Here is a 15,381-nt window from a genome sequence, read left to right on the forward strand (position 1 = left end):
GCATGACAGCTGAGTTGATGATCGAAGCCGAGGGCCTGGTCAAGTCCTTCGGCCGCACCCGGGCGTTGCAGGGGGTGGACCTCGCCGTTCCCCGGGGCACCGTGCTCGGGGTGCTCGGCCCCAACGGGGCCGGCAAGACCACCGCCGTGCGCATCCTGTCCACGCTGCTGACCCCGGACGCCGGCACCGCCCGGATCAACGGCCTCGACGTGGTACGCCAGGCCGAGCGGGTCCGGCAGTCCATCGGCCTCACCGGCCAGTACGCCTCGGTCGACGAGGACCTGACCGGGCGGCAGAACCTGGAACTGTTCGGGACGCTGCTGGAACTCGGCCGGGCCGGCGCGCGGCGGCGGGCCGCCGAACTGCTCGACTGGTTCGACCTGACCGCCGCCGCGAACCGGCCGGCCAAGACCTACTCCGGTGGGATGCGCCGCCGGCTGGACCTGGCCGCCAGCCTGGTCGGCTCGCCGGAGGTGATCTTCCTGGACGAGCCGACGACCGGCCTCGACCCGGCCAAGCGCGAGGACATGTGGGACGTGGTCCGGTCGCTGGTGGCCAACGGGGCGACCGTGCTACTCACCACGCAGTACCTGGAGGAGGCCGACGCGCTGGCCGACGCGATCACGGTGATCGACCACGGCCGGGTCATCGCCCACGACACCCCGGACGGGCTCAAGCGGGTCGTCGGCGGGCAGACCCTGGAAGTGCGCCCGACCGACCCGGCACAGCTGGCCCCGACGGCGGCGATCCTGTCCGCGGTGGGCTCCGGCGCACCCGCCGACGAGATCCGCAGGGGTGTGCTCGCGGTGCCGGTCACCGACGACTCCGCGCTGACCGCGAGCGTCGCCCGGCTGGCCGCCGCCGGCATCGCGGTCACCGAACTCTCGCTGCACCTGCCGAGCCTCGACGAGGTCTTCTTCACCCTCACCGGCCGTACCGCGGCCGACGACGACACCACCCGTACGGAGGTCGCCGCATGAGCACCCTGACCGGCACCCCGCCGCGCACCGGGCCGACGCTGTCCACCGTCGTGGCGCACCCCCGGCCGCTGCGCCTGCTGCGGCACTCGCTGGCGTTGGCCAAACGCAGCCTGATCAAGACCTGGCGCACCCCGGAGGCGTTGATCGACGTCACCCTGCAACCGGTGCTGTTCCTGGTCATCTTCGTGTACGTCTTCGGCGGCGCGGTCGCCGGCTCCACCCACGACTACCTCCAGTACCTGCTGCCGGGCATCCTGGCGCAGACCATCGCCACCGGGTGCATCGCGATCGGCGTCAACCTCAACACCGACATCGCCAAGGGCATCTTCGACCGGTTCCGGTCGCTGCCCGTCCCCCGGTCCGCGCCCCTGGTCGGCGCGGTGTTCGGCGACGTGGTGCGGTACGTGATCGTGACCGTCTCGACCCTGGGGATCGGCTACCTGCTCGGCTTCCGGGTCGAGTCCGGCCCGGTGCGGGCCCTCGCCGGGTGCCTGCTCGCGGTGCTGTTCGCGCTCTGCCTGAGCTGGCTGCCGGTCTACGTCGGGATGAAGGTCCGCACGCCGGGCGCGGTGCAGGGGGTGATGTTCGCGCTGATCATGCCGTTGAGCTTCGCGTCCAACGTGTTCGTCGACGCCGGCACCCTGCCCGGCTGGATGCAGGCGGTGGTGACGGTCAACCCGCTGACCCACCTGGTGACGGCGATGCGCGGACTGTTCCTCGGCACCCCGGTCGGCAACCACGTGTGGTGGACGCTGCTGTGGTGCGCCGGCTTCGTAGCGGTGTTCATGCCACTGGCGCTGCGCGCGTACCGTCGGCGGGTCTGATCCGGCCGAGCAGGTCGTCCATCAGCTCGCCGATGCGGGCGACGGCCGCGGGGGCCGGCCGCGCCCGCCACCCGGCCAGCAACGGCTCCCGCCGCGCCTCGTCACCGAGGGCGGCGGTGAGCCGTTCCCCGATGCCCGACGGGAAGAACGCCGCCGAGTTGCTGCCCAGCCGGGTGCCGAGCGCGAACAGCTCCCGGGCGGTCCCGACGTCGTCGCGCCAGGCGGCGAGTTCGGCACCGCCCAACGCCCAGGTCCCGATCACCGGCAGGTCCCGCGACGACAGCGCCTCCGCGCCGGCGGTGGCCAGCAGCTCGGTGGCGCGGAGGTCGACGTCGCGCCGGGCGGCCGGCCACACCTCGGCGATCCGCAGGCGCAGCACCGCCACCGCGACCCGCAGCACCACCCGGGGCTGCGGCGGCGGGCCGGTCCAGCCGGCCAGCGAGCGGACCACCGCGTCGGCGTGGTCGAGCGCCTCGGCGTGCCGCCCGCGCTGCCAGGCGAGGCGGGCCAACCCCAGGCCCGCCTGCGCGGTCTCCACCTCCTCCCCCCGGCCGGGGGTCGCCGTCTCGACCAACCGCCGCTCGGCCGCCGGGTCACCGCGCAGCGCGAGCTGCACATCCAGCACCACCCGGGCGGCGCGGACGTCCTGGGTGGCGCCGATCAGTTCCATGTGGTGCACGCCGCGCGCCAGCCACTCGGTGGACCCGCCGTCGGTGGGGGTCAGGCCGTGCCCGACGACCTGCGCCGCCATCGCCATCCCCCAGTGGTCGCCGGCCGTCTCGAACCGGCGGTACGCCTGCTCGGCGTCGGCCACCGAGGCCGTCGGCAGACCCCCGCTGTCCCCGATCGCCGCGCGGGCGAACAGGCCGAAGCCCTGCACGTACGGGTCGGGATGCTCGATCAGGGTGGTGGTGCCCGGCAGCGCCTGCTCCGGGTCGAGCTGGTCGAACGCCGGCAGCACCGAGGCGAGCACCGCGTGCCGGGAGGAGACCTCCCGGGGCCGCTCGGCCAGCAGCCGGCGCAGGGCCCGGCGGGCGAGCACGGCGAGCCGCAGCGGGCCGGTGATGCCGGCGTTGACCACCACCAGCAGGCACATCCAGGCCAGCCGGTCGGCGTTGGGCAACGACCGGCCGCTGGCCCGGCCGGAGACGATCGCCGAGCCGCCCCGCCGCTCGGGGGCGTCGAGGTGCAGCAGGCCCCGGGACCAGCCGGAGACCTCCAGGTGCAGGCCCCGCACCGCCCACAGGTGGAACAGCGGGGTGGCGATGTCCACCACCGCCGGTTCGTCGTCGTGCCCGGCCGCCCACCGCAGGCCGGCGACGAGATTGTCCTGCTCGGCGGCGCACCGGTCGAACGCGTCGAGCTGGTCGGGACCGATGAACCGGTCGAGCAGCCCGACCGCCTGCCACCGGGCCCAGCCGACCAGGCCGGCCATGGCCGGGGCACGGTCACCGGCGGCGTCGAGCCGGGCCTCGCCGTACTCGCGGACGGTCTCCAGCATCCGGTAGCGGGGTGGGCCGTCGCTCTCGACGAGGGTCAGCAGGGACTGTTCGACCAGCCGCGCCAGCCCACGCCGGACGTCGGGGAGGCCGGCGACGGCGGCGGCGAGGTCGGCGGTGAACGGGGCGGGGACCACCGCGACCCGCTGAAGCAGGTCCCGGTCGGCGGGGGCGAGCAGTTCCCGGCTCCAGTCGACCATCGCCCACAGGCTCGCGTGCCGCTCCGGCAGGCCGCGCAGCGCGGCGTCGAGCAGCGCGAACCGGTCGGTCAGCCCGGCGAGCACGTCGTCGATCGGCATGTGCCGCAGCCGGGCGGCGGCCAGTTCGAGGGCCAGCGGCAGGTTGTCCAGCCGGTGGCACAGCGCCAACGCCCGGTCGGTGTCCCAGGTGGGCACCGCACCCCCGGCGCGGGCCCGGGACTCGACAAGCGCCACCGCGTCGGCGTCGGGCAGCACGGCCAACCGGTGGACCCGCTCCCCGGCCAGGCCCAGCGGCGCCCGGCTGGTCGCCAGCACGGCCACCTCCGGTGGGCTCACCGCAAGCAGGTCCGCGACGACCGCCGCCACCGGGTCCAGGAGGTGTTCACAGTTGTCCAGCACCACCAGACCGTCGAGATCCGGCGCCAGGGCACGCAGCCGCTCCTGCGGGGTGAGTACCCGGCGGTCGAGGCCCAGGGTGCCGCCGGCCGTCGTGGTGTCCGCCCCGCCAAGGGTCGCCAGGACGGCGGGCAGCACCTCCTCGGCGGCCCGCAGGCCGGCCAGTTCGATCACCCGGGCCGGTCGTCCGGTCACCACCGCCCGGCGTACCACCTCGGCGGCGAGCCGGGTCTTGCCCGCGCCGCCGGTGGCCACGACGGTCACCAGGGCCGCCTCGGTGAGCGCCGCCTGCACCGCCTCGACATCGTGCTCCCGGCCGACGAGCGCGGTCACCGGCCGCCGCCATGCCGCCGGCAGGGCCGTCCGGGCCGGCGACGCCGGGGCGGCCGGGGGGCTCAGTTCACCCCGCAGCAACGCCAGGTGGACCTCGCTGATCACCGGCGACGGGTCGGTGCCGTAGCGGTCGGCCAGTTCGGTGCGCAACCGCGCGAGCACCTCCAGGGCCTCGGCGTCGCGCCCCTGGGCGGCGAGCATCCGGACCAGCAGGGCGGCCGACGGCTCGTCCGGCGGGGTCCGCGCCACCAGCCGCCGCAGGTCGCCGTCGTCGTACGGGCCGGGGCCGGTCAGCGCCGCCTCGGCGCGTAACGCGACGACGTCGGCGAACAGCCGGCTGGTCTCCCCGGTGTCCCACTGCGGCACCTCGGGGAACAGCGCCCGGGCCGCCTCGGCGGCGTCCCGGGCGGCCGGGCCGGCACCGTCGCGCAGAGCGGCCCGGCCCCGCTCCAGCAACGACCGGGCCGCGACCGCGTCGACGGTGACCTGCTCGGCGGGCAATCGGTAGCCACCCGGCACGGCGAGCACCGGGAGCCCGAGCCGGCGGACCCGGGAGACCAGGGCCTGCACCGCGCCGGTCGCGTCGTCCGGCGGCGTGCCGTCCCACACCGCGTCCACCAGCAGCGGGGTGGAGACCGCCCGGCCCCGCGCGTCGACCAGCGTGCGGATCACGGCGGCGAGCCGTTCGCCCCGGATCGGCCGGCCGTCGACAGTGAGCGGGCCGAGGATGCTGATCTGCACGGGTCCAGCATCCCTCACCGGGATGCCGCTGCGTCGTCGTCCCCGGGCCAGCGGTGGGCCCACCGCGCCCGGACGACCCCGACCAGCACCGCCAGCAGCAGGCCGGCGACGATCACCCCGACCCCCAGCAGCAGTGACCGGGTCCCGCCGACGGCCGCCCGGGGACCGGCGGCGGGGGCCGCGCCCGGGGACACCGCCGTCGGGGACGCGCTGGACGCTGCCGGTGCCCGGTCGGATGCCGTCGGGGCGGGCGGGGACGACGCGGCCGGTGTGCGGGCCGCCGGGCGGGCGTAGCGCAGCACCGTCGGCCGGGTGCCGGGCGGCTGGCCGGCGGTCTCGGAGACGGTGAGCAGGAAGCGGCCGTCGCGGCTGTAGCTGACCGACTCGCCCTGCGGCTCGTCGGGCAGCGCCACGATCCGGGGCGTGCCGCCGGTCAGCGCGGCCACCACGTCGCCGTCGGTGACCTCGTACTCGAAGGCGTCGGCGTAGCTGCGCAGCACCACCGCACGGCCGTCCGGGGCGACGGCCCCGCCGGTGACCAGCCGGCGGCCGAAGAACGAGTACGGGTTCGGGGTGGTGGTGAGCGGCAACCGGACCTGCCCGGCCAGCGTCAACGGCACCGTCGCGCCGGCCCGCAGCGGCCCGGCCGGCAGGTAGACGCCGGCGCTGCCGCCCTGCTTGGTCACCACCACCGGCCGGCCGGCCCCGTCGAGCAGCAGCGCCTCCGCGTCGTGCGCCCCGTCGGGGTAGGTCAGGCGGTGCAGCACCGGCCGGCGGGCTCCGGGCGGCAGTGTCCACAGCGCCACCGTCGACCGGGTCCGGTCGTTGTCGCCGATGTCGGCGACCCAGACCGTGCCGTCCGGGCCGACCGCCAGGTCCTCGGTGTCGCGGGGCCGCGACGGGTAGGCCACCGTCCGCACCACCGCGCACCGGGTGTCGAGGAAGAAGATGCGTCGGTGGGACGCCTCGTCGGCACCGTCGTTGACCATCACGAACCCGGAGTCGGTGGCCACCATCCCGGAGATCTCGGTCAGCCGCCCGTCGCGGATCCGGCACACCGTGGTCGGCGTCGCCGCGCGGGCCGGGCCGGAGACGGCCACCGTCGCCGTGCCGACCACGAGCAGCGCGGTGAGCAGCGCCGACCCGCGGGTGGCCGTCCGCCACGCCATCGACCCTCCCCCGCCGTGGCCGGCGACGCCCGCCGCCGACGATCCGAACACAGGAGCTTGCCGGTCGTCGTACGCCGCGTCAACGCCGCCACCGGGCCGGGCACTGAGGTGTACGCCACCGCGCGGTGGCCCCGGACGGGCCGGTGCGGCCGGCGGCCGGTGACTAGCCTGGGTCGGTGCCTCCACGCCTGCCCCATCCGGACCCGGGCACCCCGGACACGGCGGGGCCGCTGCGGTACATCTGGTGGCTGGTCCGCTGCCAGCCGTGGCGGGTGCTGCGCGGCTCGCTGTTCGGCACGGCCTGGATGGTGGGGCTGTCGGTGCGGCCGTTCCTGGTCGCCCGCGCCGTCGACGACGGGCTGCGCACCGGCGACCTACGGGCGTTGCTCGGCTGGGTCGCCGCGATCGTGGCCGCCGGGGCGGTGTTGGCCTGGCTGGGCATCATGCGGCACCGGACGATGACGTTCATCCGCGAGGACGCCAGCGCCCGCTCGGCGGCCGTGCTGCTGCGGCAGCTCGCCCGGGTCGGCGCGGTTCTCCCCCGCCGGCTCGCCGCCGGTGACGTCGCCACCGTCGGCGGGTACGACATCGTGCGCACCTCGCAGGTGCTCACCCTGACCGGCCCGGGGGTGGGGGCGGTGCTGGCGTACGCGGTGGCGGCCGTGGTCCTCTGGTCGATCGACCCGGTGCTGGCGCTGGTGACGCTGCTCGGGGTGCCGGTGGTCGCGTTGGTCGTCGGCCCGCTGCTGCGCCGCCTGGAGCGGGCCGAGGCGGTCTACCGGCAGCAGCAGGGCGAGCTGACCACCCGGGCCGACGACATCGTCGCCGGCCTGCGGGTGCTCGCCGGGGTCGGCGGCCGGCACCTGTTCGCCCGCCGGTACGCCGCCCGGTCGCAACGGCTGCGGGCCGAGGGTTACCGGGTCGGCGCGGTGCTCAGCTGGGTCGACGCGCTGACCACGGTCATCCCGGGCGTGTTCCTCGCCGTGGTGGTGTGGTTGGCCGCCCGCACCGCCGTGGCGGGCGGGATCACCGTCGGGCAACTGGTGGCCGTCTACGGCTACGTGGCCGTGCTCATCGTGCCGGTCTGGTTCCTGCTGGAGGGCAGTTACCAGCTGATCCAGGGCCGGGTCGCGGCCCGGCGGATCGTCGACCTGCTCCGGCTCGACCCCGACCCGGTGGGCGGCCCGGCGACATGTCCCGCCCCGGCCGGCCCGGCCCCGCTGCATGACCCGGACAGCGGGCTGACCGTCCCGGTGGGCCGGCTGGTCGGCGTCGCCGCCGACGACCCGGCCGACGCGGTGGCCCTGGCCGACCGGCTGGGCCGGTACGTCACCGGCGCGGTCACCTGGGGCGGAGTTGCGCTGACGGCCGTCGACCTCGACGAGGTGCGCTCCCGCATCCTCGTCGCCGACCACGACGGATACCTGTTCGCCGGGACCCTGCGGCAGGTCCTCGCCGGCCCGCACGGCACCGTCGACGACGCCCGGATCGACGCGGCGTTGCACGTGGCGTCGGCCCGCGACATCGTCGAGGGGCTGCCCGACGGCCTCGACGCCCCGGTCGGCGAACGGGCCCGTACCCTCTCCGGCGGTCAGCGGCAGCGGGTCCGGCTGGCCCGTGCCCTGCTCGCCGACCCGGAGGTGCTGATCCTGGTCGACCCGACATCGGCGGTGGACGCGCACACCGAGGCCCGGGTGGCGCAGCGCCTGCGGCAGGCCCGTACGGGACGCACGACGGTGTTGCTGAGCACCTCACCGGTGCTGCTCGGGCACGCCGACATGGTCGTCCACCTGCGCGGTGGCCGGGTCACCGGCACCGGGACGCACGCCGCGCTGCTGGCCGCCGACCCGGACTACCGGCGGCTGGTCTCCCGCACCAGCGGCACCGACGACACGCCTGCGGGGCGGACCGGCCGATGACGAAGCTGCCGGTCGCGGGCCCGACGGTGGTCCGGCGGGCCGCCCGTGACATGCTCGCGGGCGACCGGTGGGCGGTCGTCGGGGTGCTGGCGTTGCACAGCGCCGCCGCCCTCGCCGGGCTGGCCGCGCCGTGGCTGATCGGGCGGATCGTCGACCAGGTCACGGCCGGAGCCGGGGCGGGCGCGGTGGACCGGTCGGCGCTGGCCATCGGCGGTTGCGTGCTGGCGCAGGGGCTGCTCGCCCGCTACGCCCAGTACGCCGGGCACCGGTTCGGTGAGCGGGCGGTCGCCCGGCTCCGCGAGGACTTCGTGACCCGGCTGCTGGGCCTGCCCGTCTCGGTGGTCGAGCACGCCGGCACCGGTGACCTGGCCACCCGCAGCTCGGTGGACGTGTCCACGGTGGGCACCATGCTGCGCGACGTGGTGCCGGTGGTGGTCATCGCGGGGACCCAGTTGACGCTGCTGTTCGGCGCGGTGTTCCTGCTGGACCCGCTGCTCGGCCTGGCCGCGCTCGCCGGGCTCCCGTCGATCGCGATGGTGGTGCGCTGGTACCTGCGCCGGGCCGCCCCGGCCTACCTGGCCGAGGGGGCGGCGACGGCGGAGCTGACCGAGGCGCTCACCACGACCGCCGAGGGCGCGCGGACCATCGAAGCGCTGCGGTTGGGCGGCGACCGGGTCGCCCACGGCACCGCCCGGATCGGCGCGGTGTGGACCACCCGGCGGGCCACCCTCGCCCTGCGGTCGGTGTTCTTCCCGGTGGTGGAGGGCAGCTATCCGATCCCGATCGCCGCCGTGCTGATCACCGGGGGTGTGCTGCTGTCGCGGGGGCGGGTCAGTCTGGGTGAGGTGGTCGCCGCCGCGCTCTACCTGCAACAGGCGGTCGACCCGCTGGACCGGCTGTTGCTGTGGGTGGAGCAGGCGCAGCGCGGCATCGCCTCGTACGCCCGGGTGCTCGGGGTGGGGCAGGTGCCGCCGGAACCCCGGGGCCGGGCGGCCCTGCCCACCGGGCGCGTGGTGCAGGTGCGCGGGGCGACGTTCCGGTACGCGGACGGCCCGCAGGTGCTGCACGGCATCGACCTGACGGTCGCGGCGGGGGAACGGCTGGCCGTGGTCGGCCCCTCCGGGGCGGGCAAGTCCACCCTGGCCCGGTTGCTCGCCGGCATCGACGTGCCCGCCCGGGGGATGGTGAGCCTCGGCGGGGTCGCGGTCACCGACCTCGACCCGGCCGAACGCCGCCGCCGGATCGCCCTGGTCACCCAGGAACACCACGTCTTCCTCGGTACGCTGCGGGACAACCTGGCGTTCGCCGCGCCGGGCGGCACCGACGCGCAGTTGCGGGCGGCCCTGGCCGCGGTGGGGGCCGACTGGTACGCCGACCTGCCGGACGGTCTCGACACCCCGCTCGGGGCCGGGGTGCGCGACCTGGGCCCGGCCGAGGCCCAGCAGGTGGCGCTGGCCCGGCTCGTGCTGGCCGACCCGGACATCCTGATCCTCGACGAGGCGACCGCCGCGTTGGACCCGACGACCGCCAGGCGCACCGAACGGGCGCTCGGTGCGGTGCTGGCCGGCCGTACGGTGATCGCCATCGCGCACCGGCTCAACACCGCGCACGACGCCGACCGGGTTGCGGTGCTGGAGGACGGCCGGATCACCGAGATCGGCCGGCACGACGACCTGGTCGCCGCCGACGGCGTCTACGCCTCCCTCTGGCGTTCCTGGCACGGCCACTGACCGGCCACCACCAGTTCGAAAGTTTTCCCTGCCTATGTAGCCCATGGGCAGGGGTTCGACGCCCAGGACCACTTGAAGTTTCCGAAACATTTCCGTAAAGTCATCACGGTCGATGTGGTGGACGGTGGCCCCCGTCGTCGGCAGGCAGGTCCGGGCGGCAACGCCCGTCCCCCGCCCGGACCCCTGCCGCCACCCGGTGGCCGCGCGCCGTAAAACCGTTGTCGCCCACCGGCGGAGGTCGCTACGGTGCCGGGATGCTCCCGCGACACCTGACGTTGACCCTGGACGCGCGGCACCCCACCCGACTGGCCCGGTTCTGGGCCGACCTGCTCGGCCAGGACACCGTCGCAGACGGCACCGACGGGGTCCGCCTGCCCGGCACCGACACCCGACCCGACCTGCGGTTCGTGCCGGGCCAGCCGCACCGCACCGGACCCCACCGGATGCACCTGCACCTGACCAGCGACAGCCCCGACGACCAGCGGCTACAGGTCGCACGGGCGATCGCCCTCGGCGGCAGCCACCTCGACGTCGGGCAGCGCCCCGAGGAGACGCACGTCGTGCTGGCCGACCCCGAGGGCAACGAGTTCTGCGTCATCGGGCCGGGCAACACCTTCCTCGCCGGATGCGGCCGGCTCGGGGAGGTCGCCTGCGACGGCACCCGCGAGGTCGGCCTCTTCTGGAGCCGGGCGCTGGGCTGGCCGCTGGTGTGGGACCAGGACCAGGAGACCGCCGTCCAGGCACCGCACGGCGGCACGAAGGTCGCCTGGGGCGGGCCGCCCGTCGCCCCGCAGCGGGGCCGCAATCCGCAACGGTTCGACCTCGCCACCGCCGGCACCGACCCCCGCACGGAGGTCGACCGGTTGGTCGCCCTCGGAGCCACCCGGCTCGACGCCACCGCCGACGGGGTCGTCCTGCTGGCCGACCCGGACGGCAACGCGTTCGGGGTGACCGTGGGCTGACCCCCACCCCTCGGGGCGGGTCCGCCCGCCTACCGGGGCGCGGCCGCCTCCCGCAGCCCGTCGTACAGGGCGCGCGCCACGGCGGCCGGGACGTAGCCGGCGCGGGCGCTGTCCACGTACACCACCCGGTAGCCGTCGGCGGTGTGCAGCGTGCCGCCGCCGTCGAGCAGCCGCCGCTGGTTCGCCGCGGACAGGTTCTGCCCCGGGTTGGCCACCAGCCACCGCCGCGCCGGATCGGCCCGGAACGCCTCACGCAGGCCCGGCAGCAGCGACAGGTAGCTATCGCCGCCCGGCGGCTCGGGCGCGGTCACCGGATAGATGGTGACCACGTTCTTGCCGGCCGCCACCCGGACCAGCGGGGAGTTGGTGACCAGCCCGGCGTACGCCGCCCGGGACATCATCACCTTCAGCATCACCAGCGCGAACCCGGCCTGCCGGGTGCCCAGGTAGCTCTTGACCGTCTCGTTGTCGGGAATCAGCCGCCCGAACGGCTCCCGGGCGCCGGCCAGCGGCACCGTGTCCAGGGTCTCGTCGTTGCCGACCAGCGGGTCCAGCAGGTACCCCTCGCAGCCCGGGTCGGCCGGCAACGCCGCCCGCAGATCGGGGTGCCCGTTGGTCCCGGCCCAGGCGAGGAAGGCCACCAACTCGGTGCGCATCGCCACCCGCGCCCGGGCCACCGCCGCCTCGTCGCTGGTCGTGGTGTTCGTCGGGGTGAACCGGAAGGCGCTCGGGTAGCCGGCCAGCCGGTCGACCAGGACGTCGGCGGCCGGCAGACCACCCGTCGGCGACGAGCCGGGCGTGGGCGTCGACGGCCCGGCAGCCGACGGTCGGGGGTCGCCGGGCCCGGCACAGCCGACCAGCAGTCCGCCCAGGGTGAGCCCCGCCAACCCCAGCAGCCGGCGGCGGCTCGGCCCGGTCACGACCCGTCCCCGAGCTGGCGGCGCAGCAGGGCGGCGTACGCGGCCTCGGCGATCAGCTGGCAGCGCCGGCGGGACACCCCGAGGGCGGATCCGGCGGTGAGGATCGCGTCGCGGACCGCCTCGGCCTGGGCCAGCACCTCCGGGGAGACCACCACATCGGTACGGCGGGAGCGCGGTCGCCACCGTCGCCACAGGCGTCGCCAGCCCCGCTCGGCGGCGGGTGCCAGCACCTGGGTCAGCGCCGTCGCCAGCACCGGGTAGACCACCGTCACGAGCAGGCCGTCATCCAGCCCGACGCCGATCCGTCCACCGTGCCACCGCCCGCCCCGCCCCGGTGTTCCCAGCTCACCGGCGAGCCAGGCGGCGGTCACCTCGGGCAGCAGCGCCGACTCCTGCGGCGCGGCGGCCAGCACCACCTCCCGCGCGAGGTCGCTGAGCAGCATCGGCCCCGGCCGGGCCGTCAGATCCGTCATGGTGCACCGCCGATCGGTCGCAGGGTCGGTAGGTCGATGGTGGAGGGTCGCCGCCAGCGGGTCGGGTACCGGCGGGTCGCGGTCAGGAATCGAGGGCGTGCACGACCAGACGGGCACCGACCACCGCCAGGTCGTCCAGGAGCAGTCGCTCCTTCGGCTCCAACTGGTCGCGGAACGGGATACCGAGGGCGATCTCGGCGGACAGCACGGTGCGCCCCACCGCGACGACGACCCGCGTCCCACCGGCGACGGCGGGCAACCCGCCCACCGTCGACGAGTCGGTGATCCTGACCCGCAGGCTGTCGTACGGCAGGTCGGCGCGGGGCATGGCCACCGTCCACCGGTGCGCGACGCCACCGTCGGCCAGCGCCGACGGGTACGACCAGCGGGGGCAGGCGGTGACGGCCTGCCGGGCCGCCGCGAGCACCCGGGCCGCCGCGTCGGCCGACGGGTACGACGTCAGCCGCAGCTGGAAGGTCGCGCCCAGCGGCGGCAACGTGGTGGCCGGCACCGCCAGGACGACCGTGCCCTCGGCCGACGCCGGCCGGGCCCGCTCGGCGCGGGCGTCGGCGGCGAACCGGTCGGCGCAGGCCGACGGCCGCACCCCCGCCGGGTCGGTCACCCCGAACGGGCTGAGCCCCGGCGCGGGAGTCCAGTCCGCCGGCAGGCTGCGTCGCGCCTCGGCCAGGGCGGCGTCGACCGCGGCCCGGTCCAGCGGCCGGCCCGGGTCCCGGGCTGCCGGTCGAGGACGTCCGTCGTCCGGCGCGGCGGGTTCCACCCGGGCCGACCGTAGCAGATCCCAGTCGCCGGCCCGCCCGGTCACCGGCGCGGTCCAACCCGCCGCCACCCCACCGGCCACCGCCACGGCCACCAGCGCCGCGAGCACCGGCGGCGGCCAGGACGCCCAGGGACCGTGGCGGCGCGCCGGCCGGCGGCGGCGGGCCCACGCCCGGCACCCGGTCCACAGCTCACGCAGGAGCAGCACCGGGGGCGACGTGACCACCAGCGCGGCGAGCAGCAGCCACGCCGGCCGTTCGAGGAAGGCGAGCAGGTGCGCCGGCGCCGGGCCGACGCCGGCGACGACGTCCCGGGCGAACTGGACGGACCCGGCGGCGACGGTGACCCCGACCCCGGCCGTCCAGGCCACGGCGATGCCCCGGACCCCCCGGGCGAGCAGCACCACCGACGCGACCCACCAGCCGGCCGACGCGCACAGCCACCAGCGGAGGAACAGCAGGAAGAAGGCGTCCCCACCGGCGGTCCGGCCGGCGACCAGCTCGGTCGCGGCGAGGCCGGCGACGACCGCCGTACCGCCGGTCAGCAGGATCAGCGCGATCAGCCGCCGGGGGCCGGCGGCGACCGGCGCGGGCGGCGCGTCCGGCGGGGAGGCCGCCGGGCGCGGTGGCCGGCGGGCACGGGTCGGCCGACGTACCAGCAGCAGGGCGGCCAGCGGCACCGCCGGTAGGGCCACCCGGGCGGCGAAACCGGGGGTGCTCCACAGGGCCCGGTCGATCGGCCCGCTGTGCCAGGCCCAGTGGCCGAACACCAGCAGGGTGGCGGTGGTCAGGACCGCCGTCAGCAGGGCCGCCACCGCGAGCACCGTGACCACCAGGGTCACCCTCCGGCGGATCCCCGACGGCACCCGCGCCACCGCCTCGGCGAACCCGACGGCCACCGCGCCGACCCCGACCAGCACCGGCAGCAGCGCGGCGAACGCACCGAGGTGGAAGCCGGCGAGGAACACCGCGTACACCGGGCTGGTCGCCCCGAAGCCGGGCAGGAGGTATCCGCCGGCCAGCCCGAGCCCGGAGCCGAGCATCCGGGACCACCGCCGACGTACCGACGCGGGGCGGCGGGACCACAGCGGCACCACGACCACGGCCCAGCACAGGGCCGCGACGGCCATCGCGACGTCACCGGCGTCGCCCGGCGCAACCGCGCCGACCCCGTGCGTCAGTGGCCGCAGCAGCGACTGGAAGCCGAACATCGCCACCAGGCCGGCCACCACCGCGACGGTGAAGCCGTCCTCCCAGCGCGGTTCCCGGTCGAGCGCCCGGACCCGCTGCACGCCCGTCGGATGGCGGGCCAGCCAGCGGCCCGGCCACCACCACCGCGCCCGACGGGGCGGGTCGTCGTCACCACCGGCGGCGGCCAGGGTGTCGCGCAGGTCGGCGTGGTCGACCGCGAACCGGTCGGCGGCGTGCTCACGGCGGCGCAGCACCGCCGCCCGCGACAGCAGCGTCCCGGCCGCGAACAGCGCGGTGACCGGCAGGGTCAGCACGTAGTACCGGGTCGCCGGCCCCGGATCGACCAGCACCGGCGTCACCACCAGCACCAGGACCGGCAGGATGAGCCCACCGGTCCACCGGGTCGCCGACGCCCACGCCACATCCCGGGCCCGCACGTGCGCCAACTCGTGCAGCAGCACCAGGTCGAGCAGGTCCGGGCGGCCGTACGCGTGGGCCACCGGCACCACCACCAGCGGCCGGCCGAACGGCACCGCCGTGGTGTACGCCTGCCGGACGCCGACCGGCGCGACGACGAGCCGGGGCCGACGCCGGTCGAGCCCGAGCGTGTCGCACCAGTGCTCGAAGCGTTCCCGCACCACCGCGACACCCCGTTCACCGGCCGGGCGACGGCGGACCCGACGCCACACGGCGTGGCGCGCGGACAGGCCGTCGAGCAGCACGGCCACCCCGGCGAGCCCGAGCACCCCCACCGCCCCGCCGAGCTGGGCCAACCCCCGGACCAGCTCGAAACCCGCGGCGCACCGGTCGTACCGCGCGCCCCGACCGAGTAACCGGGCGGCCTCCCCGCCGTCCGGCGGGAGGTCGTCGAGTGCCGCGCACGCCTGGACCTCGCCCCAGCGGCCCAGGTCGTGCACGACGAAGACGGCGTCGCCGGCCGCCACCCCCACCCCGGCCAGGCAGAGCAACATCAGCAGGTGCAGCCAGCGCAGCCGGGTGGGCCGGCGGCGACGCGGCAGGCCGGCCGGCGGCGGACCCGGCACCGCCGCGGCACCGGACGGGGTACCCGCCGGTGGGGCGGCATCGGCGCGGACGGCGGGTGGGGCGGCATCGGCCGGGGCTTGCGCATCGGTCGGGAGTGGACGGTGGTCGGTGCTGCCCATGCGTCACCCGCTTCCCGCTCGGCGGAGGCAGGGCGAGCGTAGGGTGCCGGTCACCGCAGGGCTGTCGGATCTCCGATCGTCGCCTGACACACCACCCGAAGCGGC

General features: G+C 76.4%; 10 protein-coding genes. 5 read left to right on the top strand and 5 right to left on the bottom strand.

Features of this window, described 5'->3' with window-relative positions; genetic code table 11:
- Positions 1-2: 2 nt before the first annotated feature.
- Together ACWCHM_RS12315 and ACWCHM_RS12320 are read left to right on the top strand one after the other, a co-directional pair.
- Positions 3-980 carry an ATP-binding cassette domain-containing protein gene (locus ACWCHM_RS12315; protein ID WP_204959862.1) on the top strand — a complete coding sequence of 326 codons (978 nt, stop codon included), beginning with the start codon at positions 3-5 and terminating at the stop codon, positions 978-980.
- Positions 977-1,804, top strand: a complete 828-nt coding sequence (locus ACWCHM_RS12320; protein WP_204959863.1) for an ABC transporter permease — start codon at positions 977-979, stop codon at positions 1,802-1,804. The genes ACWCHM_RS12315 and ACWCHM_RS12320 overlap by 4 nt, the downstream gene beginning before the upstream one ends.
- On the opposite strand, the gene ACWCHM_RS12325 is transcribed toward ACWCHM_RS12320, so the two are convergent.
- Both ACWCHM_RS12325 and ACWCHM_RS12330 read right to left on the bottom strand, forming a co-directional pair.
- The gene (locus tag ACWCHM_RS12325) at positions 1,764-4,973 is read right to left on the bottom strand and encodes a BTAD domain-containing putative transcriptional regulator (RefSeq protein ID WP_454222497.1); all 3,210 of its coding nucleotides are present in this window, start codon (positions 4,971-4,973) and stop codon (positions 1,764-1,766) included. The two genes, ACWCHM_RS12320 and ACWCHM_RS12325, sit on opposite strands and share 41 nt — an antisense overlap.
- 14 nt (positions 4,974-4,987) lie before the next feature.
- A complete protein-coding gene (locus ACWCHM_RS12330; protein ID WP_454222499.1) occupies positions 4,988-6,142 on the bottom strand; it encodes a hypothetical protein in 1,155 nt (384 codons plus the stop codon).
- A gap of 176 nt (positions 6,143-6,318) precedes the next feature.
- Here ACWCHM_RS12330 and ACWCHM_RS12335 point away from each other — a divergent pair, with 176 nt between their 5' ends.
- The 3 genes from ACWCHM_RS12335 to ACWCHM_RS12345 all read left to right on the top strand — a co-directional run bounded on the left by ACWCHM_RS12335 (position 6,319) and on the right by ACWCHM_RS12345 (position 10,753).
- A complete protein-coding gene (locus ACWCHM_RS12335) occupies positions 6,319-8,061 on the top strand; it encodes an ABC transporter ATP-binding protein (protein WP_454222500.1) in 1,743 nt (580 codons plus the stop codon).
- Complete coding sequence (locus ACWCHM_RS12340; protein ID WP_454222502.1) at positions 8,058-9,791, top strand: ABC transporter ATP-binding protein; 1,734 nt, start codon at positions 8,058-8,060, stop codon at positions 9,789-9,791. The genes ACWCHM_RS12335 and ACWCHM_RS12340 overlap by 4 nt, the downstream gene beginning before the upstream one ends.
- Positions 9,792-10,045: 254 nt before the next feature.
- Positions 10,046-10,753: a VOC family protein gene (locus ACWCHM_RS12345; RefSeq protein ID WP_454222503.1), complete on the top strand. Its 708-nt coding sequence runs from the start codon at positions 10,046-10,048 to the stop codon at positions 10,751-10,753.
- A 29-nt stretch (positions 10,754-10,782) separates the two neighbouring features.
- On the opposite strand, the gene ACWCHM_RS12350 is transcribed toward ACWCHM_RS12345, so the two are convergent.
- The 3 genes from ACWCHM_RS12350 to ACWCHM_RS12360 form a co-directional block, all read right to left on the bottom strand.
- Positions 10,783-11,673 (bottom strand): hypothetical protein, encoded by an 891-nt coding sequence (locus ACWCHM_RS12350; RefSeq protein ID WP_454222504.1) that lies wholly within the window; start codon positions 11,671-11,673, stop codon positions 10,783-10,785.
- Entirely contained in the window at positions 11,670-12,146 is a 477-nt protein-coding gene (locus tag ACWCHM_RS12355; protein ID WP_454222505.1) for a hypothetical protein, read from the bottom strand. The genes ACWCHM_RS12350 and ACWCHM_RS12355 overlap by 4 nt, the downstream gene beginning before the upstream one ends.
- An 82-nt stretch (positions 12,147-12,228) precedes the next feature.
- Positions 12,229-15,276, bottom strand: a complete 3,048-nt coding sequence (locus tag ACWCHM_RS12360) for a M48 family metalloprotease (protein WP_454222506.1) — start codon at positions 15,274-15,276, stop codon at positions 12,229-12,231.
- Positions 15,277-15,381: the final 105 nt, after the last annotated feature.

It is taken from the genome of Micromonospora sp. SCSIO 07396 (genome assembly GCF_053667945.1).

Bases quoted from the DNA above. Each gene is read 5' to 3' on its own strand.
- ACWCHM_RS12345 (WP_454222503.1), top strand. From the start codon at position 10,046: ATGCTCCCGCGACACCTGACGTTGACCCTGGACGCGCGGCACCCCACC.
- ACWCHM_RS12315 (WP_204959862.1), top strand. From the start codon at position 3: ATGACAGCTGAGTTGATGATCGAAGCCGAGGGCCTGGTCAAGTCCTTC.
- ACWCHM_RS12320 (WP_204959863.1), top strand. From the start codon at position 977: ATGAGCACCCTGACCGGCACCCCGCCGCGCACCGGGCCGACGCTGTCC.
- ACWCHM_RS12360 (WP_454222506.1), bottom strand. From the start codon at position 15,276: ATGGGCAGCACCGACCACCGTCCACTCCCGACCGATGCGCAAGCCCCG.
- ACWCHM_RS12355 (WP_454222505.1), bottom strand. From the start codon at position 12,146: ATGACGGATCTGACGGCCCGGCCGGGGCCGATGCTGCTCAGCGACCTC.
- ACWCHM_RS12330 (WP_454222499.1), bottom strand. From the start codon at position 6,142: ATGGCGTGGCGGACGGCCACCCGCGGGTCGGCGCTGCTCACCGCGCTG.
- ACWCHM_RS12340 (WP_454222502.1), top strand. From the start codon at position 8,058: ATGACGAAGCTGCCGGTCGCGGGCCCGACGGTGGTCCGGCGGGCCGCC.